At 72.1% G+C, this 20,036-nt stretch carries 20 protein-coding genes; 13 read left to right on the top strand and 7 right to left on the bottom strand.

Features of this window, described 5'->3' with window-relative positions:
• Window positions 1-90: 90 nt before the first annotated feature.
• Window positions 91-1,650 carry a glycerol kinase GlpK gene (glpK, locus tag OVA21_RS03050; RefSeq protein ID WP_163376647.1) on the top strand — a complete coding sequence of 520 codons (1,560 nt, stop codon included), beginning with the start codon at window positions 91-93 and terminating at the stop codon, window positions 1,648-1,650.
• 57 nt (window positions 1,651-1,707) lie between these two features.
• Here the strand turns inward: glpK and OVA21_RS03045 are convergent, their stop codons facing one another.
• From OVA21_RS03045 to OVA21_RS03030, 4 genes are all read right to left on the bottom strand, one after another.
• Window positions 1,708-2,802: an ABC transporter ATP-binding protein gene (locus OVA21_RS03045; protein WP_268091741.1), complete on the bottom strand. Its 1,095-nt coding sequence runs from the start codon at window positions 2,800-2,802 to the stop codon at window positions 1,708-1,710.
• The gene (locus OVA21_RS03040) at window positions 2,799-4,346 is read right to left on the bottom strand and encodes an ABC transporter permease (protein ID WP_308202545.1); all 1,548 of its coding nucleotides are present in this window, start codon (window positions 4,344-4,346) and stop codon (window positions 2,799-2,801) included. The genes OVA21_RS03045 and OVA21_RS03040 overlap by 4 nt, the downstream gene beginning before the upstream one ends.
• 64 nt (window positions 4,347-4,410) lie before the next feature.
• A complete protein-coding gene (locus OVA21_RS03035) occupies window positions 4,411-5,430 on the bottom strand; it encodes an iron ABC transporter substrate-binding protein (RefSeq protein WP_069389278.1) in 1,020 nt (339 codons plus the stop codon).
• A 138-nt stretch (window positions 5,431-5,568) separates the two neighbouring features.
• Complete coding sequence (locus OVA21_RS03030) at window positions 5,569-6,975, bottom strand: NAD(P)H-quinone dehydrogenase (RefSeq protein WP_067712206.1); 1,407 nt, start codon at window positions 6,973-6,975, stop codon at window positions 5,569-5,571.
• 150 nt (window positions 6,976-7,125) lie between these two features.
• Between OVA21_RS03030 and OVA21_RS03025 the strand changes: the two genes are divergently transcribed.
• Genes OVA21_RS03025 through OVA21_RS03015 form a run of 3 tightly spaced genes read left to right on the top strand, consistent with a single transcriptional unit; the run spans window position 7,126 to window position 10,018 of the window.
• Window positions 7,126-7,659 (top strand): gamma-glutamylcyclotransferase family protein, encoded by a 534-nt coding sequence (locus OVA21_RS03025; protein WP_067712430.1) that lies wholly within the window; start codon window positions 7,126-7,128, stop codon window positions 7,657-7,659.
• 5 nt (window positions 7,660-7,664) lie between these two features.
• Entirely contained in the window at window positions 7,665-8,498 is an 834-nt protein-coding gene (locus tag OVA21_RS03020) for a purine-nucleoside phosphorylase (RefSeq protein WP_268091739.1), read from the top strand.
• Between the two features lie 11 nt (window positions 8,499-8,509).
• Window positions 8,510-10,018: a phospho-sugar mutase gene (locus OVA21_RS03015; RefSeq protein WP_268091737.1), complete on the top strand. Its 1,509-nt coding sequence runs from the start codon at window positions 8,510-8,512 to the stop codon at window positions 10,016-10,018.
• A 38-nt stretch (window positions 10,019-10,056) separates the two neighbouring features.
• Here the strand turns inward: OVA21_RS03015 and upp are convergent, their stop codons facing one another.
• Window positions 10,057-10,680 carry a uracil phosphoribosyltransferase gene (gene upp / locus OVA21_RS03010; RefSeq protein ID WP_069388394.1) on the bottom strand — a complete coding sequence of 208 codons (624 nt, stop codon included), beginning with the start codon at window positions 10,678-10,680 and terminating at the stop codon, window positions 10,057-10,059.
• Window positions 10,681-10,792: 112 nt separating this feature from the next.
• Here upp and OVA21_RS03005 point away from each other — a divergent pair, with 112 nt between their 5' ends.
• The 5 genes from OVA21_RS03005 to OVA21_RS02985 are packed head-to-tail and all read left to right on the top strand — an operon-like array spanning window position 10,793 to window position 14,298.
• Window positions 10,793-11,167 (top strand): type VII secretion target, encoded by a 375-nt coding sequence (locus OVA21_RS03005; protein WP_163376643.1) that lies wholly within the window; start codon window positions 10,793-10,795, stop codon window positions 11,165-11,167.
• A gap of 4 nt (window positions 11,168-11,171) precedes the next feature.
• Window positions 11,172-12,410 (top strand): C40 family peptidase, encoded by a 1,239-nt coding sequence (locus OVA21_RS03000; protein WP_268091736.1) that lies wholly within the window; start codon window positions 11,172-11,174, stop codon window positions 12,408-12,410.
• The gene (locus OVA21_RS02995; protein ID WP_163376641.1) at window positions 12,410-12,676 is read left to right on the top strand and encodes a hypothetical protein; all 267 of its coding nucleotides are present in this window, start codon (window positions 12,410-12,412) and stop codon (window positions 12,674-12,676) included. Before OVA21_RS03000 ends, OVA21_RS02995 begins: the two co-directional genes overlap by 1 nt.
• Window positions 12,673-13,053 carry a YbaB/EbfC family nucleoid-associated protein gene (locus OVA21_RS02990; RefSeq protein WP_163376640.1) on the top strand — a complete coding sequence of 127 codons (381 nt, stop codon included), beginning with the start codon at window positions 12,673-12,675 and terminating at the stop codon, window positions 13,051-13,053. Before OVA21_RS02995 ends, OVA21_RS02990 begins: the two co-directional genes overlap by 4 nt.
• A 24-nt stretch (window positions 13,054-13,077) precedes the next feature.
• On the top strand, window positions 13,078-14,298 hold the full coding sequence (locus tag OVA21_RS02985) for a primosomal protein (protein ID WP_182640371.1): 1,221 nt from the start codon (window positions 13,078-13,080) through the stop codon (window positions 14,296-14,298).
• 39 nt (window positions 14,299-14,337) lie between these two features.
• On the opposite strand, the gene OVA21_RS02980 is transcribed toward OVA21_RS02985, so the two are convergent.
• Window positions 14,338-15,636: a thymidine phosphorylase gene (locus tag OVA21_RS02980; RefSeq protein WP_268091735.1), complete on the bottom strand. Its 1,299-nt coding sequence runs from the start codon at window positions 15,634-15,636 to the stop codon at window positions 14,338-14,340.
• An 11-nt stretch (window positions 15,637-15,647) separates the two neighbouring features.
• Window positions 15,648-16,100, bottom strand: coding sequence for a cytidine deaminase (locus OVA21_RS02975; protein WP_442778915.1), 453 nt, complete (start codon window positions 16,098-16,100; stop codon window positions 15,648-15,650).
• 189 nt (window positions 16,101-16,289) lie between these two features.
• On the opposite strand from OVA21_RS02975, the gene sdhC reads away from it, so the two are divergent.
• The 4 genes from sdhC to OVA21_RS02955 are packed head-to-tail and all read left to right on the top strand — an operon-like array spanning window position 16,290 to window position 19,761.
• Entirely contained in the window at window positions 16,290-16,697 is a 408-nt protein-coding gene (gene sdhC, locus OVA21_RS02970; RefSeq protein WP_082923680.1) for a succinate dehydrogenase, cytochrome b556 subunit, read from the top strand.
• 14 nt (window positions 16,698-16,711) lie between these two features.
• The gene (locus OVA21_RS02965; protein ID WP_067712174.1) at window positions 16,712-17,143 is read left to right on the top strand and encodes a succinate dehydrogenase hydrophobic membrane anchor subunit; all 432 of its coding nucleotides are present in this window, start codon (window positions 16,712-16,714) and stop codon (window positions 17,141-17,143) included.
• Between the two features lie 57 nt (window positions 17,144-17,200).
• Window positions 17,201-18,970, top strand: coding sequence for a succinate dehydrogenase flavoprotein subunit (gene sdhA, locus OVA21_RS02960; RefSeq protein ID WP_253003299.1), 1,770 nt, complete (start codon window positions 17,201-17,203; stop codon window positions 18,968-18,970).
• Window positions 18,970-19,761: a succinate dehydrogenase iron-sulfur subunit gene (locus tag OVA21_RS02955; RefSeq protein WP_119192275.1), complete on the top strand. Its 792-nt coding sequence runs from the start codon at window positions 18,970-18,972 to the stop codon at window positions 19,759-19,761. The genes sdhA and OVA21_RS02955 overlap by 1 nt, the downstream gene beginning before the upstream one ends.
• The last annotated feature ends 275 nt before the right edge of the window (window positions 19,762-20,036 follow it).

Raw genomic sequence — 20,036 nt, 5'->3', positions numbered from 1 at the left:
CCGGGGCCGTGCGCGGGTTCCGGCCCGTTGCCGACGACTCTACGCGCGAGGCGGACGTGTCCACGCGAACGCGGACGTAGTCTTGGCCGTGTGACTCGCAGCTCCTACATCCTCGCGATCGACCAGGGCACCACCTCGACACGGGCGATCCTCTTCGACGACCGGGGCATGCCGGTGCCCGCGGCGACTGCGCAGGTCGAGCACCGGCAGATCCTGCCGAGGGCGGGCTGGGTCGAGCACGACCCGCTGGAGATCTGGCAGAACGTCCGCGCCGCCATGGCCCAGGTCGCGAGCAGCGTGGACCTCGAACCGGCGGCGGTGACCGCCATCGGCATCACCAATCAGCGCGAGACGGTGGTGGTGTGGGACCGGGAGACCGGCGATCCGGTCTACAACGCGATCGTGTGGCAGGACACCCGAACCTCCGGCATCTGCGCACGACTGTCCGAGGCCCACCCGGACGGCGACGACCGGTTCCGCGCCGCCACCGGCCTGCCCCTGTCGACGTACTTCGCCGGCCCCAAGATCCGGTGGATCCTCGAGCACCTGGACGAGCGGGGCGAACGCGGGACCGAGCGGGCCGAGGCCGGGGAACTGCTGGCGGGGACCATCGACTCGTGGTTGGTGTGGAACCTCACGGGTGGGCGCCGGGGTGGCGACGACGGCGAGGCGGCCCTCCACGTCACGGATGTCACCAACGCGTCGCGGACCCTGCTCATGGATCTGCGGTCCCTGGAGTGGGGTGACGAGCTGTGCCGTGAGGTCGGCGTCCCGCGGGCGATGCTGCCGCGGATCGTCCCCTCCTCCGGCGTGCTGGGGCACGTGACGACACGGCGGATGTTCGGCGGCACGCCCATCGCCGGGATCCTCGGCGACCAGCAGGCCGCGATGTTCGGGCAGACCTGCTTCGAGCCGGGCGAGGCCAAGAACACCTACGGCACGGGCGCGTTCCTGCTGCTCAATACGGGCACGACGCCGCAGTTCAGCGAGAACGGTCTGCTCACCACCGTGTGCTACCAACTGGGCGATGCGGATCCCGTGTACGCCCTGGAGGGCTCGGTGGCGGTTGCCGGGTCGCTGGTGCAGTGGCTGCGCGACAACCTCGGGGTGATCTCCACCGCCGACGAGACCGAGGACCTCGCGATGTCAGTGGAGGACAACGGCGACTGCTACCTGGTGCCGGCGTTCTCCGGGCTGCTCGCCCCGCGGTGGCGGCCGGACGCCCGCGGCGTGATGGTGGGCCTGACCCGCTTCCACACCCGGGCGCACCTGGCGCGGGCCGCGCTCGAGGCCACGGCCTTCCAGAGTCGCGAGATGGCCGCCGCGATGGTCGCCGACGCCGGGGAGTCCGCCGATTCGCTGCGGGTGGACGGTGGGATGGTGGTCAACGACTTCCTCATGCAGTTCCAGGCCGACATCCTCGGGGTGGACGTGATCCGGCCGGAGGTCACCGAGACCACCGCACTGGGTGCCGCGTTCGCCGCCGGGCTGGCGGTGGGTCAGTGGGACTCCCCCGACCGGCTCCGTGAGCTGTGGAGGGAGGACTGCCGCTGGACGCCGCAGATGCCCGAGGAGGAACGTCAGCGGTTGATCAACCGGTGGGACGAGGCGGTCGAGCGGACGCTGGGCTGGGCGGACGTCGAGGGCTGACCCGGCGGCGACCGGTGCGGTCGACGGGTGCGGTCGGCGGGTGCGGTCGACGGGGTGTCAGACGGCGTGGAAGACCGCCGGCCGCAGCGGACGCACGGCCAGTCGGGAGCCCGTCCCGACGCGCTGACCCGTGGGTACCGGCACGGCGCAGATCTGGTCGGTGCCGTCGAATCGCATCCGCACCAGGGTCCGGGCACCCCCGAACTCGACGGCGGTGCACACGGCGTGACCCCGGATCTCCTCGTCGTCGTACCCGACATCGAGCCCGGCGGCCTCGACTCCCCGCATCTCCAGGCTCTCGGGGCGCCACAGGACGGTCCCCCGTCCCTCGGCAGGCGAGTCCAGCGGCACGGTGCCGAGGACCGTCTCCGCGGTCGCGCCGGTCGCGGTGGCCGGCAGGGCGACGGTCTCGCCGGAGAGGTCGGCGACCCCGCGGCTGACCGGATGGTGGTAAAGCCGCTCGGGGGTGTCGACCTGGGCGAGCTCGCCGTCGATGAGGACCGCGACGCGGTCAGCCGTCGCCATCGCCTCGGAACGGTCATGCGTGACGAGGATGGAGGTGGCCCCGGCCTCGGCGAGCAACGCCGCGACCTCCGCTCTCACCGCTCCGCGCAGGGCCGCGTCGAGCGCGCTGAAGGGCTCGTCGAGCAGGATCAGCCCGGCTCCGGGGGCGAGTGCCCGCGCGAGCGCCACCCGCTGCTGCTGACCGCCCGACAGCTGCGACGGCCGGTCACCCGCCCGGTCCGCCAGCCTGACCAGGTCGAGCACCTCGCGGACGCGCTCGGCACGCTCGGCGCGGCCGCGCCACCTCGCCAGGGGGCCCGGCGGCACCAGTCCGAACCCCACGTTGTGCGCCACGTCCAGGTGGGGGAACAGCGCACCCTGCTGGGGGACCAGCCCGATCCCGCGCCGCTGGGCACTGAGCCGGTCTATGCGGCGGCCGTCCAGCAGGATCCGGCCGGACGACACCGGGTGCAGGCCCGCGATCATGCGCAGCATCGTGGTCTTCCCCGATCCGGAGGCGCCCAGGACCGCCACCGATTCTCCCGCCTCCACCCGGAGTGCGACGCCGCGGACCACCGGGGAGCCGTCGTAGCCGCCCGAGACGGAGTCGAGTTCGAGTACCCCGCCGGGGCTGGGTTTCCAGGTCACGTCGCGCTCCGTTCGGTCTCGTTCGCCCGGCCCGGGGCCGCGGTCGCCGTGCCCGGGTCGCGTCGGCCGCCCGCGCCCCAGCCGAACGACCGACTCAGCACGAACGCGGGGATGACCGCCACGACGACCAGCATGGCGGCGTACGGGGCCGCCTGCGAGTAGGCCGCCACCTCGGTGTGCGACCACATCGCGGTGGCGAGGGTCTCCGTGCCCGTGGGCCGCAACAACAACGTGGCGGGCAGTTCCTTGGCCACGCTGAGGAACACGAGGCTCGCGCCCGCGAGGATCCCCGGCATCGCCAGTGGCGCGACCACCCGGGCGAACGTGCGCAGACGCCCGGAGCCCAGGCCGGCCGAGACGTCCTCGAGGCTCACCGGGATGGCGCTGACCGAGGAGCGCACCACTCCCACTGCGAGCGGCAGGAACAGCACCACATAGGCGAACACCAGCATCGGTGTCTGCTGGTAGAGCCCCGGCACCAGCCGGATCCCCACGAACACCACCGCGAGGCCCACCGTGATGCCCGGGAGCGCGAAACCGACCTGGGCGATGGTCTCGGTGGACCGCGCGACGATCCCGTCCGAGCGCGCCGCGAGGATCCCGATCGGCAGCGCCAGGACGATGGTGGCCAGCGCCGCCACGGCCGAGACCCCGGCGGTGGTGCCGGCGGCCTGGAACACCGGCGCCCACGAGACGTCCACGCTCGCCGCGGCGCGCACCCACCGGGCGAGGCCGGCGAGCGGGCCGAACACCCCGCCCGCGAGGATGACGGCGACGACGACGAGGGCGAGCCCCTTCAGGCGACCCAGCGGTAGCCGGGTGGGCGCCGAGTCGACCCCGGCGCCGACCCTCGCGACCTCGCCGCGTCGGGCCCGCCGCTCCCCGACCATCACGACCAGGGCCAACACGATGAGGACGCACGCCAGGACAGCCGCCGGGACACGGTCGAACGCCGCCCGGTAGGAGTGGTAGATGCCCAGTGTGAACGCCTCGTAGCGGAGCATCGCGACCGCCCCGAAGTCGGACAGCGTGTACAGCGCCACCAGGAGTCCGCCCGCGGCGACCGCCGGTCGGATCTGTCGGAAGGTCACCCCGAACACGGCGCGGGTGGTGCCGTGCCCGAGGGTGCGCGCGACCTCCTCGAGCCCCGGGTCCACCCGCCGGAGGGCGGCGGAGGCGGGGAGGAACACGTACGGGTAGCAGGAAATGGTGAGCACCGCGACGGCCCCCGGCAACCCGAGGACCTCCGGGAAGTCGGCCACCCAGAGGTAGCCGAGGACATACGACGGCGTGGCCAGCGGAACGCACAGGAGCGCACCGATGACCGGGGCCCCCGGTAGGTCGGTGCGGACCACGAGCCACGCCATCCCCACCCCGACGATCACGCTGGCGGTGGTGACCAACACGACCAGCACGACGGTGTTGCCGAGGAGGGTCAGCGTCCGACCGGAGCCGAGCACCTCGGCGGCGGACGCCGGGCCCCGTTCGCCCGCCCGGATGACCAGGTAGACCAGCGGGATGAGGGTCGCCGCACACGCCAGCACGGCGGCCGCCCCGAGGAGGGGCCGGCCGCCGCGCAGTCGCGTCAGCAGGTCGATGTCCGGTCCGTCAGATCATGCCGACGCGGGCGAGCATGGCCTGCGTCTGCTCGAGACCGTCCAGCTGACCGAGGTCGATGTCCGGGCCGCCGAGCGTGTCCAGCGGAGGGAGGCCGGCCGCGTCCGTGGCGATCCCCGGGACCACGGGGTACTCGCTTGTCTCCTCGACGAAATACGTCTGGGCCGGCTCGGCCAGGAACGCCTCGACGACGCGGCGGGCGTCGTCGGGGCGGTCCGTGGAGGCGAGGATCGCGACGCCCGCCACGTTGACCAGCGCACCCGGATCGCCCTGCGCCATGTACTTCACGCGGGCGCGCATGTTCTCCGCACCCTTCTCCGCGGCCGAGTTGTACCAGTAGTAGTGGTTGGTCAGACCGAGTTCGACGGCGCCCGCGTCGACGGCCTGCAGGAGCGCGTTGTTGTTCTCGAAGGTCTGCGGGTCGTTGGCGAGGAAGTCCCGCAGCCACTGCTCGGCGGCCTCGTCGCCCCGGTCCACCCGCAGCGCCGTGACGAAGGACTGGAACGACGCGTTGGTGGGCGCGTAGCCCACGCGCCCCTTCCACTCGGGGGCCAGGACCGCGTCGATGGTGTCGGGCACCTCGGCCTCGTCCAGTGTCCGGGAGTCGTAGATCAGGACGCGCGCCCGCAGGCTGGTCGCGACCCAGGTGCCGTCCGCCGCGCGGTATTCCGCGGGGACGGCCTCTGTCACGGACTCGTCGAGCTGCTGCAGCAGGCCCGCGTTGTCGAGGGCACCGAGGGCCCCGGCGTCCTGTGAGAAGAACACGTCCGCGGGGCTGGCCTCCCCCTCCTCCGCGATCTGCGCCGCCATCTCCGGGGTGGAGGCGTACCGCACCTCGATGTCCACCCCGGTGGAGTCCGAGATCTGCTCGATCAGCGGGGCCACGAGGCTCTCGCTGCGACCGGAGTAGAGCACCAGTGCGTCCGATTCGTCGGAGTCCGAGGTGCAGGCCGCCAGCCCGAGTACGAGGGATCCGGCGGCGGCCAGGGCTGCAACACGACGCAGCTTCATTGTGGCTCCTTAGCGGTTCCCGACGCCGTGTCGTCGACGTCGACGGAGCTTAGCCTAACCTGAACGACCCTTCCGGACAGTGCGCAGGGCACGCGACATCGTCTCCATCGCACCGGATGCCGGGGCGCCGGATGCCTGTCAGTCGAGGTCGTCGTGGCGCATGAGCTGGCGCGCCGCCTCGGTGATCGTGCCCGTCATCGACGGGTAGACCGAGAACGAGCCCGCGAGATCGCCCACCGTGAGCTGGTTCCGCACCGCCACCGAGATCGGCAGGATGAGCTCGGAGGCGGTGGGGGCGACGACCACGCCGCCGACCACCACGCCCGACGCCGGGCGACAGAAGAGCTTGACGAACCCGCGGCGCAGGCTGCGCATCTTGGCCCGGGGGTTGCCGGCCAGCGGCATGACCTCCACGCGCGCCGGCACCTCGCCGCTCTCGATCTGCGCGTGCGAGATGCCGACGGTGGCGATCTCCGGCCGGGTGAACACCGCCGAGGCCACGGTCTTGAGCTTGATGGGGCTGACGCCCTCGCCCAGCGCGTGGTACATCGCGATGCGCCCCTGCATGGCGGCCACGGAGGCGAGCGGGAACAAGTCGGTGCAGTCGCCGCCGGCGTAGATGCCCGGCGCGGTGGTACGCGAGACGCGGTCGACCTTGATGTGGCCGCTGCGCTGCAACTCGACACCGGCGCTCTCCAGTCCGAGGCCCTCGGTGTTGGGCACGGAACCGACGCAGATGAGGGCGTGGGACCCCTTGACCGTGCGACCGTCCCCGAGGCGGACGATGATGCCGTCCTGGAAGTGCTCGACCGCGTCGGCGCGCGCGTGCTTGACCAGCGAGACGCCCCGCTCACTGAGCGCCTCCTCCAGCACCAGGGCGGCGTCGGCGTCCTCGTGCGGCAGCACACGGTCGCGGCTGGAGACCATGGTGACCTTGACACCCATCTCCGTGAACGCCGAGACGAACTCGGCACCGGTCACACCCGATCCCACCACCACGAGGTGCGTCGGGAGCACGGTGAGGTCGTAGAGCTGACGCCAGTTGAGGATCCGCTCGCCGTCGGGCTCCGCGCCCGAGATCACGCGGGGGCTGGACCCGGTGGCCACCAGGACCACGTCGGCGTCGAAGATCTTCTCCTGGCCGTCATCGAACGTCACGGCCACCCGGTGGGAGGCCATGCCGGGCTGGGAGTCGTGCAGACGGGCCCGTCCGGACAGCAGCCGCACGCCCTCGCGCTGGAGTTGCGACCGGATGTCCGCGGACTGGGCGCGCGCCAGGGACTTGACCCGGCCGTTGACCTGACCCAGCTTGTAGGCGGTGGGATCGAAGTGCGCCTGGACGCCCATCTCCTCGGCCCGGCGCATGTCCGTGCGCACGCCGGTGGTGGCGATGAACGTCTTGGACGGCACGCAGTCACTCAGGACACAGTTGCCGCCGATGCCGTCGGAGTCGACGATCGTGACGTCCGCACCGTACTGGGCCGCGACCAGCGCGGCCTCGTAGCCGGCGGGGCCGCCGCCGATGATGATGATGCGTTGCGTCACATGTCCTCCACGGCTCACAGGGGTAAGGGCCGGGCGCCGCAGCCCGCTGTGGCGGATCGCGTCACGTCCGCCGTACACGGTAGTCGAACGCCTCGATCGGGGACGCCGGGACATCTGGCCGCCACCGCCGAAGGGGCTAGGGTTGTGGGCGTGCCTCTCTACGCCGCGTACGGGACGAACATGTATCCCGATCAGATGAACACCCGCGCGCCGCACTCGCCCTTCGCGGGGACGGGCTGGCTCGAGGGCTGGCGCCTGACCTTCGCCGGGGACGACCCCACGTGGGAGGGCGCCGTCGCCACCGTCGTCGAGGACCCGGACTCCAGGGTGTTCGTGGTGCTCTACGACGTCCCCGACGAGGACGTCCGCGCCCTCGACCGCTGGGAGGGCACGGACCGGATGCCCGCCCGCAAGATCCGGGTCCGCATCACGCGCCGGCCCACCGTGCCCGACGGTCCCCCGGTCGACGCGCAGGAGTCCGAGTTCGCCGTGGACATCGCCCCGGCCGGCACCGACGACACCGTGCTCGCATGGCTGTACGTGATGGACGCCTTCGAGGGAGGTCTGCCGTCCGCGCGCTACCTCGGCCTGCTCGCGGACGCCGCCGAGTGCGCGGGGGCCCCCGAGAAGTACGTGCACGAATTGCGCACCCGCCCGTCGCGCAACGTCGGCCCCGGCGCCTGACGCGGATGGCGCCCCTGCTGACGCCCACCGACGAGGCCCGCGCGGCCGCCGCCCGGATCGCCGACCTGAGTGGCCGCGGGCACCACGACGTGGCCCTGGTCCTGGGGTCGGGCTGGTCCGAGGTCGTGACCGGACTCGCCGACCCGGGCTCCGCCGTGACCATCGCCTCCGCCGACCTCCCCGGGTTCGCCACCCCCGCGGTCGCCGGGCACCGCGGGACCGTCACCAGTTGCCTCGTCGACGGGGTGCCGCTGCTGTCCGTGGCCGGGCGCACCCACCTCTACGAGGGCCGGGGTACCGGACCCGTCGTGCACCCCGCCCACGTCGCGGCCGCCGCCGGAGCGCGGGCGCTCGTGCTCACCAACGCCGCCGGCGGGCTGCGGGACGACCTCGCCGTCGGTGACCTCGTCCTCATCCGCGACCACCTCAACCTCACCGCTCGCTCGCCGCTCACCGGGCCGCTGTTCGTGGACATGGTCGACGCCTACTCCCCACGCCTGCGCGCGGCGGCCGCCGACGCGATGGCCGCGGTGGACGTGGGCCGCCCCTCCGAGGGCGTCTACGCCGCCATGCCCGGCCCCCAGTACGAGACCCCGGCCGAGATCAACATGCTCCGCACCCTCGGCGCCGACCTCGTGGGCATGTCGACGGTGCCCGAGACCATCACCGCCCGCGGGCTGGGCCTCGACGTGGTCGCGGTGTCGCTCGTGACCAACCTCGCCGCCGGCGTCACCGGGCAGCCGCTGGACCATTCGGAGGTGCTCGCCGCCGGAGCCGCCGGATCCGCCCGCCTCACCGGGGCCCTGCGCGCCCTCGTCCCCGCCGTCGCCCGCTGCTGAGGGGCACACCCGTGACCGCGCCCGTTCCCGATCCCGCACCGCTGACCTTCGGCACCGCGGGCGTCCGCGCTCCCCTGGGGCCGGGGCCCGGCCGGATGAACGACGAGACGGTCACCCTCGTGGCCACCGCCGTCGCCCGGTACCTGCGGGAACATGAACCAGCCGGGTCGACGGTCATCGTGGGCGGGGACGCCCGGCACGGGTCGGCCCGATTCGTCGACGTGGTGGCTGCGGTGCTGGCGGCGCACGACCTCGTCGTCGTCGTCCCCGGCGCGCCCGTCCCCACCCCGGTGGTGGCCGCGGCGGTCCGCGCGCGCGGCGCGGTGGCCGGGCTCGTCGTGACCGCCTCCCACAACCCCGCGAGCGACAACGGCATCAAGGTCTACGGACGCGGCGGCGCGCAGATCGTGCCGCCGACCGACTCCCGGATCGAGCGGCACCTGCACGCCGCAGCGCGGGAGGGGGTCGCCGTTCCCACGGCCGTACCCGGATCGGTGCGGGTGGACCCCGTGCTCGTCGACGACTACGTGGCCTCCGTCGTCACGGCACTGCCACGGCCCGCCCGGCCGCCCCGCGTGGTACTGACCCCCGTCCACGGGGTCGGAGGCGATCTCTGCCGCCGCGTCCTGGCCGGGATCGGCGTGCTCGACGTGACGCTGGTGGCCGAGCAGGCGGACCCGGACCCGGACTTCCCCACCGTCGCCTCGCCGAACCCCGAACGGCCCGGGACGACCGCGCGGCTGCTGGCGTTAGCGGCGCGGATCGATGCCGACGTCGCGATCGCGCTCGACCCGGACGCCGACCGGTGCGCCGTGGGGTTCGCCGACCCGGACGGGCGGTGGCGGATGCTCGACGGCGACGAGACGGGCGCGGTGCTCGCCGACCATCTGCTGCGCGCGCCGCTTCCGGGGTCGGCCGCGGGCGACGAGCTCGGTGTGCCGGTCGTCGCGTCGACGATCGTCTCCTCGCGGGTGCCGTCGCTGTTGGTCCCGGCGCGCGGCGGTCGGCACGTGGAGACGCTGACCGGGTTCAAGTGGCTCGTGCGGGCCGGCGAGCCGCTGCGGTACGCCTACGAGGAGGCCATCGGGCACTGTGTCCTGCCGGACGTCGTGGCCGACAAGGACGGGGTCTCGGCGGCCGCGGTGTGGTGCGCGATGGTCGGATCAGGCGGACCGACGGTCGGCGCGCGACTCGACGCACTGGCCACGGAGTTCGGGGCGCACCTCCGGCGCAACGTGTCGCTGCCCCTGGCGGACGACGCGGACCCGGCGGCGGCGCTGAGGCGGGCGGCCGGGCTTCTCACCACCGTCGGCGAGGTCCGACCGCTGGAGGGGACCGCCGGCATCCGCGTGGACTCGGATGGTGCGCGCGCGGTGGTGCGGCCCTCGGGCACGGAGCCGCTGCTCAAGACGTACGTCGAGGCGTGGACCCCGCCCGGGCCCTCCGCGTCGGACCGCCGCGACGCCGCACGCCGGCTCGCGCGGCTCGGTGATGCGGTCGCAGGCGCGGTGGGCGGCTAGCGCTCAGCGCTTGCCGGTGGGCGGTTGGCGGTTGCCGGTTAGCGGGGGCCGAAGAGGCGGTCGCCCGCGTCGCCGAGGCCGGGGACGATGAAGGCGTTCTCGTCGAGGCGCTCGTCGATCGTCGCGGTGACCAGGGTCGCGGCCAGCCCGGAGGCGCGCACCGCCTCGATCCCCTCCGGCGCACACAGGACGCACACCACGGTGACCCCGGTCGCGCCGCGCGCCGCGAGCGTCTCCAGCGTCGACACCAGCGATCCGCCCGTCGCGAGCATCGGGTCCAGGACCACGACGTGACGTCCGGCCAGGTCCTCGGGCAGCGAGCACAGGTACGACACCGGCTGGTGGCTCTCCTCGTCGCGCGCGAGGCCGATGAACCCGACCTGCGCGCCCGGCATCAGACGAGTGGCCGGATCCAACAGGCCCAGGCCCGCCCGCAGCACCGGCACCACGAGCGGCACGCCGTCCACCGCGACCGCGGTCGTGTCCGTGATCGGGGTGCTCACGGTGACCTCGGTGGTCGGTACCGACCGGAAGGCCTCGTAGCAGAGCATGGTGCCGAGGGCGTCCATCGCGGCGCGGAACCCGGCCGTGTCGGTGGCGGAGTCGCGCAGCGTACGGAGCCGGTCCCCGACCAGCGGGTGATCCACGACGGTGATGTCCATGCCCGTCAGGATTCCATACGGAGGAAATCCCGGACCGGCTGGAACCGGATCGTCTTCTCGACGCGTCGAACCCTGTGACGGGACAAGAGAGAACGACGAGGGGACGCAGGACATGACGGACGGGGCGATCGACGTCCATGTCGACGGTTTACGCGAACTGGGAGCGGGGCTGACCACCCTGGCCGACACGCTGGGGGGTGCGCTCGAGGCGGTGGACGGGCTGCCGATCGAGGCGGTGACGCCCGTGGTCGGGCCCGTGGGCGCCGACTTCATGTCCGCGCTCATGGCGGCGACCGCGCGGCACCGCGAGGTGTTGGCCGGGCTCACGCGGGTCACCGACGCCGCCGGGGAGCTCGTGTTGGAGACGGCCAGGCTCTTCGACGAGTCCGACGCCGCCGGCGCTGCGGCGATCGGCGCCGCCGGTGCCGCCGGTGCCGCCGGCGCCGCCGGCGCCGCCGGCGCCGATCTCACCGGGAAGTGGGTGTGATCCGGTGATCGCCGACGCGCTGGCCTACGCCGGCCCCATCAAACAGATCCTCGATCTGCTGTCCGCGGAGGAGTTCGTCCCCGCCGAGGCGCAGGACATCATGCGGCCGGTCAGTGACGGACTCGAGGCCGCGCAGCAACTCGGCCCGCCGCTGGAACGTCTGCTGTCGGAGTCGTGGGACTCCCTGGCCTCCCTGGGGGCCGCGCACTCGATCGCCGAGGTCGGCCGGACGATGGGCGCGCTCGGCGAGTCCGCCGCGGAGATCGCGCGGGTCACCGCCGTGGCCGCTGAGATCGTGGTCCGGGGGACTGTCGAGGTGATAGGGATCGTGCAGCAGTTCCTCGCCCGTGCGGCCGCCATGGGGCCGGCCCTCCTCACCCCGCCGGGACAGGCCGGCCTCCTCGGGCTGGCCGCCGAGCACCTCGCGCGTGGGATCCAGGTGGCCGAGCGGGTCCAGACCGAGCTGAGGGTGCCGACCGCGGAGATGCGGGCCATCGCCGCCGGTATCCCCCCGGCCCCCCGCATGCCGGGCACGGTCGGGGCCGGTTCCGGCACCGGCGGCGCGATCGACGCCACCATGGTCGCCTACACCGAGTCCGGTCCGGACGCGGTCTTCGCTGCGGGCGGCGACGCGGGCGGCGCGGTCTTGGCTGCGGGCGGCGGCGCGGACGGCGCGGGCGGCGCGGCTTTCCTTGCGGGCGGCGGCGCGGGCGGCGCGGGCGGCGGCTCGTTTGACGGCGGTTCGTTCGACAGTGGCTCGTCGGGTGTCGCGGCGGAGTCCGCCGCCGGGTCCGGGTCCGTGCCCGGGACGGCGGGGTTCGGTGACGCCGGGTCCGGGGTGATCGGCGGCGGAACCGAGGTGACCCTGCCCGACGGCTCGGTCGTCACCGCCCCCAACGAGCAGGCCGCCGGCGCTGTCCGCAACGCGCTCAGTCAGCAGGGTGTGCCGTACGTGTGGGGCGGCACCTCTCCCGGCCAGGGGCTGGACTGCAGTGGCCTGACGCAGTGGGCGTACGGGGACGCCGGTGTGGAGATCCCCCGCCTGGCCCAGGAACAGGGCGTGGGTGTCCAGGTGTCCCCGCAGGACGTCCTGCCCGGTGACCTGCTCGTGTGGGACGGCCACGTCGCCATGTACATCGGCAACGGTCAGATCGTGGAGGCCGGGGACCCTGTAGCGGTGTCCGGGCTCCGCACCGACAATATCGGCATGTCGTTCCACGGCTTCTACCGTCCGACCGGCTGATGGCACCCGACAGCTGCCGGCACACCGACCCGATGACCGGGGTGGTCGCCGAGGTCGGCACCGACGGCGTCCCGGTGGGCCTGGCCCTTCCGGAAGCCCTCCTCGACCGCACGCCCGCGGAGGTGGCGCGCGCGGTCCTGCGCAGCCTCACCGCGGCCGCCGGCGACGCCCGCGATCTGCTGGAACGCCTCGCCGCCGACGACTGGGACGAGCGGGACTGGGACGAGCGGGACTGGGACGACGAGCCGGGCGGGTCTGTCAGGTGAGCGCCGGAGGACTGGACGTCGAGGCGTTCCTCGATCGTCTGCGCGGGATCGCGACCGAGTGGGAGTCGGCACACGACCAGCTGGAGACCCTGCGCATTTCGACGACCAGCCGGGACCGACTCGCCACCGCGACCGCGGACTCCGGCGGGAGCGTGGTGGACCTCGTGCTGGCGCCCGGGTTGCGCAGGCACGGGTCCGAGGTGGTCGCGGCGTCGATCCTCGAGGCCACGTCGGCTGCCGTGGAGCAGGCCAACACCCGTCGCGCGGAGCTGGTCTCGGGCTCGGTGGCCCTCGCCGTGAGCGGTCGGAGGCGGGCAGCCGAGAACGCCGCCCGTCATCACACCGACCCCGCCCCGGCGGGCCGTGGCACCGCCTGACGAGCCGTGGATATGCTGACCGGCATGGCCAAGGACATCGTCCCGATCGAGCTCGGTCTCCCGGAGGGAGACGTCACGACCCTCTGGGCACCCAGCTGGCGGGAGGACAACGACGACTGGGAGGCGTTCCTCGGGCTGGACGAGGACCTCTACGCCTTCGACTCGACGGCCGAACTCCTCGCCCTGGTCCGCAGCGGCGCGGAGCACGATCTGCAGGACCACCCCTCGTGGGAGGAGTTCGCCGGATCGGACGTGCTCGCCTTCCGCGCCGCGGAGGAGAACTGCTACGACCTCGTCGGCGTCCTCGAGCTCCTCGGGGACGATCCGACCGAGTCGTCGGTCGACGAGATCGATCAGTCCTTCGCGATCGCCCGCTCGATCGGCGAGGTGTGCGAACTGGACACCGTCACCAAGTTCTTCAACGGCAACCCGGTGCTCGCGTCCGTCACGCACGGCATGGACGAGTTCTACGGCCGCGACGGGCTCAAGCTGTGGAAATCCATCCGCAAGACGGTCGCCAAGGGCTGGGACGACGTCCTCGACGCCATCCAGGACGTCATGACCACCCCGGAGATCGACCGCGCCGAGGTCGAGCGTGCGCGCCACGACCTGGAGACCGCCGAGGCCGCGCTCCCCGAGCCGGAGCCGGAGCCCGAGCCCGCCCCGACCGGGTACCCGGAGGGCTCGCTCTGGGAGAGCGTGGGGATCGACCCCGTCAGGATCGTGTTCGCCGACCAGGAGTACCTGAGTCTGCGCTGCTACCTGGGTGACCGGCCGGTGTTCCTCGGCGACGGTGACCAGGCGTACGTCTTCACCAGTGCGCGCGGCCTGTCCCGCTACCTGGCCGACAACGACGACGACACCCTGAGCCGGGTGGCCACCTACGAGCGCGTCAAGATCGCCGCGACCGACGGCAGCCTGGACGTGCACGTCACAGACGACAACGTGTACGTCCTGGCCGGGCTCGACCGCGACATCGAGGTCGGGCCGGAGATGGTGGACTCCGACCAGCTCGGCCTGGCGGTCGAGTTCGTCACCGACCTGGCCAACTACGTCGGCGACGCCGAACTCGAGGCGTCGGTGACCGGGCGCGGGTCGGCGCTACGGCGCTACCTGCACTACGTCCTCAACCCCGACGACGCCAAGCTGCTCGAGCCGACCGCACCGTACGACGACGAGGCGTCCGAGTGGCGTGACCTGGTCGACGACGTCGAGAAGCTTGTCACCACGCCCGACCTCGCCTGATCCGGGGATGCGTCGCCCCCGGCGTCCGTTCCCGGACGGTCACCAGCCGCGCAGTCGCTCGGTCACCACGCCGGCAGGACCGCGATCCGGGCCCGTCCCGAACGCGGCCGCCACCTCGTCGAGTGCGGCCGGCAACCGTGCGGTGTCGCCCGCGTGGACGGTGGCCACCACCTCGCCGACGCGGACGTGTTCGCCCTCGACGCGGTGCAGCATCACGCCCGCGCCCGGGTCGACCGCCTCGCCGGGGCGGGTACGCCCCGCCCCGGACAACCACGACGCGCGACCGACCCCGAGCGCGTCCCACCTGATCGGACCCGACGCCGGGGCCCGCACCTCCTCGACGTGCGCCGCCCGCGGTAGGACCGCGTCCGGGTCCCCGCCCTGCGCGGAGATCATCGCCCGGTAGGAGTCCATGGCCCGCCCGTCCGCCAGCCGGGCACGCGGGTCGGCGTCCGGGATCCCCACCGCGGCGAGCGCCTCGAGCGCCAGCGCGCAGGTCAGGTCGACCATGTCGGCCGGCCCCCCGCCGGCGAGGATCTCCCGCGCCTCGGCCACCTCGAGCGCGTTGCCCACGGCGCGACCGAGGGGCGTGTGGTTGGCGGTCACCAGGGCGCTGGTCCGCACACCGGCGGCGGCGCCGATCCCGACCATCACCCGCGCCAACTCGGCGGCGTCGGCGGGGTCGGCCAGGAACGCGCCGGAACCGAACTTCACGTCCAGCACCAGCGCACCGGTGCCCTCGGCGATCTTCTTGCTCATGATGGACGCCGCGATCATCGGGATGGACGGGACGGTGCCGGTGACGTCCCGCAGCGCGTAGAGGGCCCGGTCGGCGGGGGCGAGGTCCGCCCCGGCGGCGCAGATCACGGCCCCGGTCCGCGTCAGGACGGCCCGCATCTCGTCGGCGTCGAGGTCCGCGCGCCACCCGGGGATCGACTCGAGTTTGTCGAGCGTGCCGCCGGTGTGGCCGAGCCCCCGGCCCGACAGTTGTGGCACCGCCACCTCCCACGTCGCCAACAGCGGTGTCAGGACGAGGGTGATCGCGTCGCCCACGCCGCCGGTGGAGTGCTTGTCGACGGTGGGCACCACCCTGCCGCCGCGGGTCAGGCCGGACAGGTCCATCCGGGTTCCGGAGCCCACCATCGCCGTGGTCCACCGGGAGATCTCCCGCTCGGTCATCCCACGGAAGTAGATCGCCATCGCGAGCGCGGACATCTGCTCGGGCGCGACGACCCCGCGGGTGAACCCGTCGACGATCCAGTCGATCTCGTCGTCGTCGAGCTCCCGCCCGTCCCTCTTCGCCTCGATGATCCGCACGGCGTCGTGTCGCGCGCTCACACCAGATCCACTCACCGCAGGTCCCCCGGTCCGAAGGCGTCCGGGAGGAGCTCGGCGAGGGGAACCGCGCCTCGCGCGGTGTGGACCACCAGCCCGGGGCCGCCGTGTTCGTGCAGGAGTTGTCGGCAGCGCCCGCACGGCGCGAGGGGCTCCCCGGTGTGGGAGACGACGACGAGCTCGAGCAGTCTCCCACCCCCGGTGCGGTAGAGGTCGGAGACGAGCGAGCACTCGGCGCACAGGGTCAGGCCGTAGGAGGCGTTCTCGACGTTGCACCCGACGACCATCCGCACCCGCCCGTCGGGGTCGCCGGCGGGCGGATCCGCGTCCGGGCCGACGGCCAGCGCGGCGGCCCCCACCCCCAGCCCGGAGTACGGACGGTAGGCACCCCGTGCGGCGGCGAGGGCGGCGTCGGCGAGGCCGGCGACGATCGCGTTGTGTTGTGCTGCGGTTTCGTCCTGGGACACCTGGCTTACCCCTCGGTAACATCTTTTAGGCTTCCCTAACTGGGAGAACCCGCTCGGTCCACGGTACCCACCCTGCTTTCGCCTAGTCAGATCTCAGGTCTAAAGTCCTAGTAGGCGCCCGCTGTGCTCTCGGGCCGGAACGCGCGCCGATGGCATCAGGCCCAGACGATTCGGAGGCACGACAAGCCCATGAGTACTGCGCAGGCGCCGGCGCGTCCGGCCCCCACAAAGAAGCTCAACCTCTACAAGGGTGACCCGGGGATGTGGTCCTGGGTCGCGCACCGCATCTCGGGCGTCGCGATCTTCTTCTTCCTCTTCGTCCACGTGCTCGACACCGCGCTCGTCACGGTGAGCCCGGAGAGTTACAACGCGGTCATCGACACGTACAAGACCCCGATCGTCGGCCTCATGGAGATCGGTCTGGTCGCGCTCGTGCTCTTCCACGCGCTCAACGGTCTCCGGATCGTCCTCATCGACTTCTGGTCGAAGGGCGCCAAGTACCAGCGCCAGATGCTGTGGGCCGTCCTGGCGATCTGGGTCGTGGTGTTCGCCGCGGCCACCGCCCGCCTCCTCTTCCTTCTCTTCCAGCACCTCTAAGGGGAACGATCACCATGGCAGACGCACCTGTTCTCCAGACGTCCTACGACCGGCCGGCCTCCCTGGCGCAGCCGCGCTCGCCCCGCCTGCGCTCGCGCGGCAACTTCGAACGCTCGGCGTGGATCTTCATGCGCTACTCGGGCGTCGCGCTGGTCATCCTCACGATCGGTCACCTCACCGTCGGTCTGATGATCGACGAGGGCGTCCAGCGCATCGACTGGGCGTACGTGGCGGATCGCTGGCAGAGCCCGTTCTGGGCCGTGTGGGATCTCCTCATGCTCTGGCTGGCCATGCTCCACGGCGGCAACGGTGTCCGCACCGTCATCGCGGACTACTCGCGCAAGGACTCGACCCGGTTCTGGCTCAACTCGATCCTGTTCGTCGCCACCGGCCTCGTCCTCGTCCTGGGCACCTACGCCATCTTCGGCCTCGCCTACGACCTCTGACCGCGGCCGTCTTCGTCTGCGGACTTCACCTTTCCGAAAGCGAGCACTGAGTAACCCATGACCGATCGTCAGGTCCACCAGCATCAGTACGACGTCGTGATCGTCGGCGCCGGCGGCGCAGGTATGCGCGCGGCCATCGAGTCGGGCCCGCGTACCCGCACCGCGGTCCTCACCAAGCTCTACCCCACCCGCTCCCACACCGGCGCCGCCCAGGGCGGCATGTGCGCCGCCCTCGCGAACGTCGAGGAGGACAACTGGGAGTGGCACACGTTCGACACGGTCAAGGGCGGCGACTACCTCGTCGACCAGGACGCCGCGGAGATCATGGCCAAGGAGGCCATCACCGCCGTCATCGACCTGGAGAACATGGGCCTGCCGTTCAATCGCACGCCCGAGGGCAAGATCGACCAGCGGCGCTTCGGCGGCCACACCCGTGACCACGGCAAGGCGCCCGTGCGTCGCGCCTGCTACGCGGCCGACCGCACCGGTCACATGATCCTGCAGACGCTCTACCAGAACTGCGTCAAGCACAACGTGGAGTTCTTCAACGAGTTCTACGTCCTGGACCTGTGCCTCACCGAGACCGCCGAGGGCCCCGTCGCCACCGGCTGCGTCGCCTACGAGCTCGCCTCCGGCGACCTGCACGTGTTCCACTCCAAGGCCACGGTCTTCGCCACGGGTGGCTCGGGCCGCATGTACAAGACCACCTCGAACGCCCACACCCTCACCGGTGACGGCATGGCCGTGGTGTTCCGCAAGGGCCTGCCGCTGGAGGACATGGAGTTCCACCAGTTCCACCCGACCGGCCTCGCCGGCCTGGGCATCCTCATCTCCGAGGCCGTCCGCGGTGAGGGCGGCATCCTGCGCAACGCGGACGGTGAGCGCTTCATGGAGCGCTACGCCCCCACCATCAAGGACCTCGCGCCCCGTGACATCGTCGCCCGCTCGATGGTCCTGGAGGTCCGCGAGGGCCGCGGCGCCGGCCCCGAGAAGGACTACGTCTACATCGACGTGACCCACCTCGGTGCCGACGTGCTGGAGGAGAAGCTGCCCGACATCACCGAGTTCTCGCGCACCTACCTCGGTGTGGACCCGGTGACCGAGCTCGTGCCGGTCTTCCCCACCTGCCACTACGTCATGGGCGGTATCCCGACCAACGTGCAGGGCGAGGTGCTGCGCAACTCCGAGGACGTCGTTCCCGGCCTCTACGCCGCGGGCGAGTGCGCCTGCGTGTCCGTTCACGGCTCCAACCGTCTGGGCACCAACTCGCTGCTGGACATCAACGTGTTCGGCCGCCGCGCCGGCATCGCCGCCGCCGAGTACGCCGCGGGCCATGACTTCGTCGAGCTGCCCGCCGAGCCCGAGCAGATGGTCCGTGACTGGATGGAGCGCATGCTCGCCCCGCACGGCAGCGAGAACGCCGCGGACATCCGCAGCGAGATGCAGGCCATGATGGACGACAAGGCGTCGGTCTTCCGCACCGAGCAGTCGCTCACCGAGGCCCGTGACGAGCTCCGCGCCCTCAAGGCCCGCTACGCCGACGTCACCGTCTCGGACAAGGGCAAGCGCTTCAACACCGAGCTCTTGGAGGCCGTCGAACTGGGCTTCCTGCTGGAGCTGGCGGAGGTCACGGTCGTCTGTGCCCTCAACCGCAAGGAGTCCCGCGGCGGTCACTCCCGCGAGGACTTCCCGGACCGCGACGACGCCACGTACATGAAACACACGATGGCGTTCAAGGAGGGCGGTCTCGACCTGCTCTCCGACATCCGGCTGGATTGGAAGCCGGTTGTGCAGACCCGCTACGAGCCGATGGAGCGTAAGTACTGATGAGCACCGCAGTCGACACCACCAAGGCCAACGACGGCAAGGACCCCGGCGCCAACCGTCCGGTGCCGCCCGGCTCGACCATGGTCACGCTGAAAATCGCCCGGTTCAACCCGGAGGATCCGGACTCGGCCGGCTGGAAGGAGTACGAGGTCCCGGCACTGCCGTCCGACCGTCTGCTCAACCTGCTGATGTACGTCAAGAACTACATCGACGGCTCGCTCGCGTTCCGTCGCTCGTGCGCGCACGGCGTCTGCGGCTCGGACGCCATGCTGATCAACGGCGTCAACCGACTGGCGTGCAAGGTCCTCATGAAGGACATGCTGCCCAAGGACGGCAAGTCCATCACCATCACGGTCGCCCCGATCCGCGGGCTGCCGGTGGAGAAGGACCTGTACGTCGACATGGAGCCGTTCTTCAAGTCGTTCCGTGACGTCATGCCGTACCTCATCACCTCCGGCAACCAGCCGACCGCCGAGCGCATCCAGTCGCCGACGGACCGCGCCCGTTTCGACGACACCACCAAGTGCATCCTCTGCGCCTGCTGCACGACCTCCTGCCCCGTGTTCTGGGCCGACGGGTCGTACTTCGGGCCGGCGGCGATCGTCAACGCGCACCGGTTCATCTTCGATTCGCGTGACGAGGGCGCCGCCGAGCGGCTCGAGATCCTCAACGACGCCGAGGGCGTGTGGCGCTGCCGCACCACCTTCAACTGCACCGACGCGTGCCCCCGTGGCATCCAGGTGACCCAGGCGATCCAGGAGGTCAAGCGCGCCCTGCTGTTCGCGCGCTGATCACCGGGTAGCCACCACGCTGACCCGCGTCGTTCCGACGTCGCCTCGCAGCACCGGCCGGGGCCGCATTCTCCACAGACGGAGAATGCGGCCCCTCCGCCGTTTCCTTCCCTCGTGGCCCCGACCCTCCCCGCCGCCCCCGGCATCCGCACACGCGCCTGCCCGCTGCGACCCCAGCCGCACGCCCGGGCCACAGCCGCACGCCGAGATGGCGTCTCGCCTGCCCCGGAGCGGGTGCGAGACGCCACCCCGGGGAGCGGCTGCGGGGCGAGCGC

This window comes from Dietzia sp. SL131 (genome assembly GCF_026672565.1).
Lineage (GTDB): Bacteria > Actinomycetota > Actinomycetes > Mycobacteriales > Mycobacteriaceae > Dietzia > Dietzia kunjamensis.
This window is presented reverse-complemented; position numbering and strand designations above follow the sequence as displayed.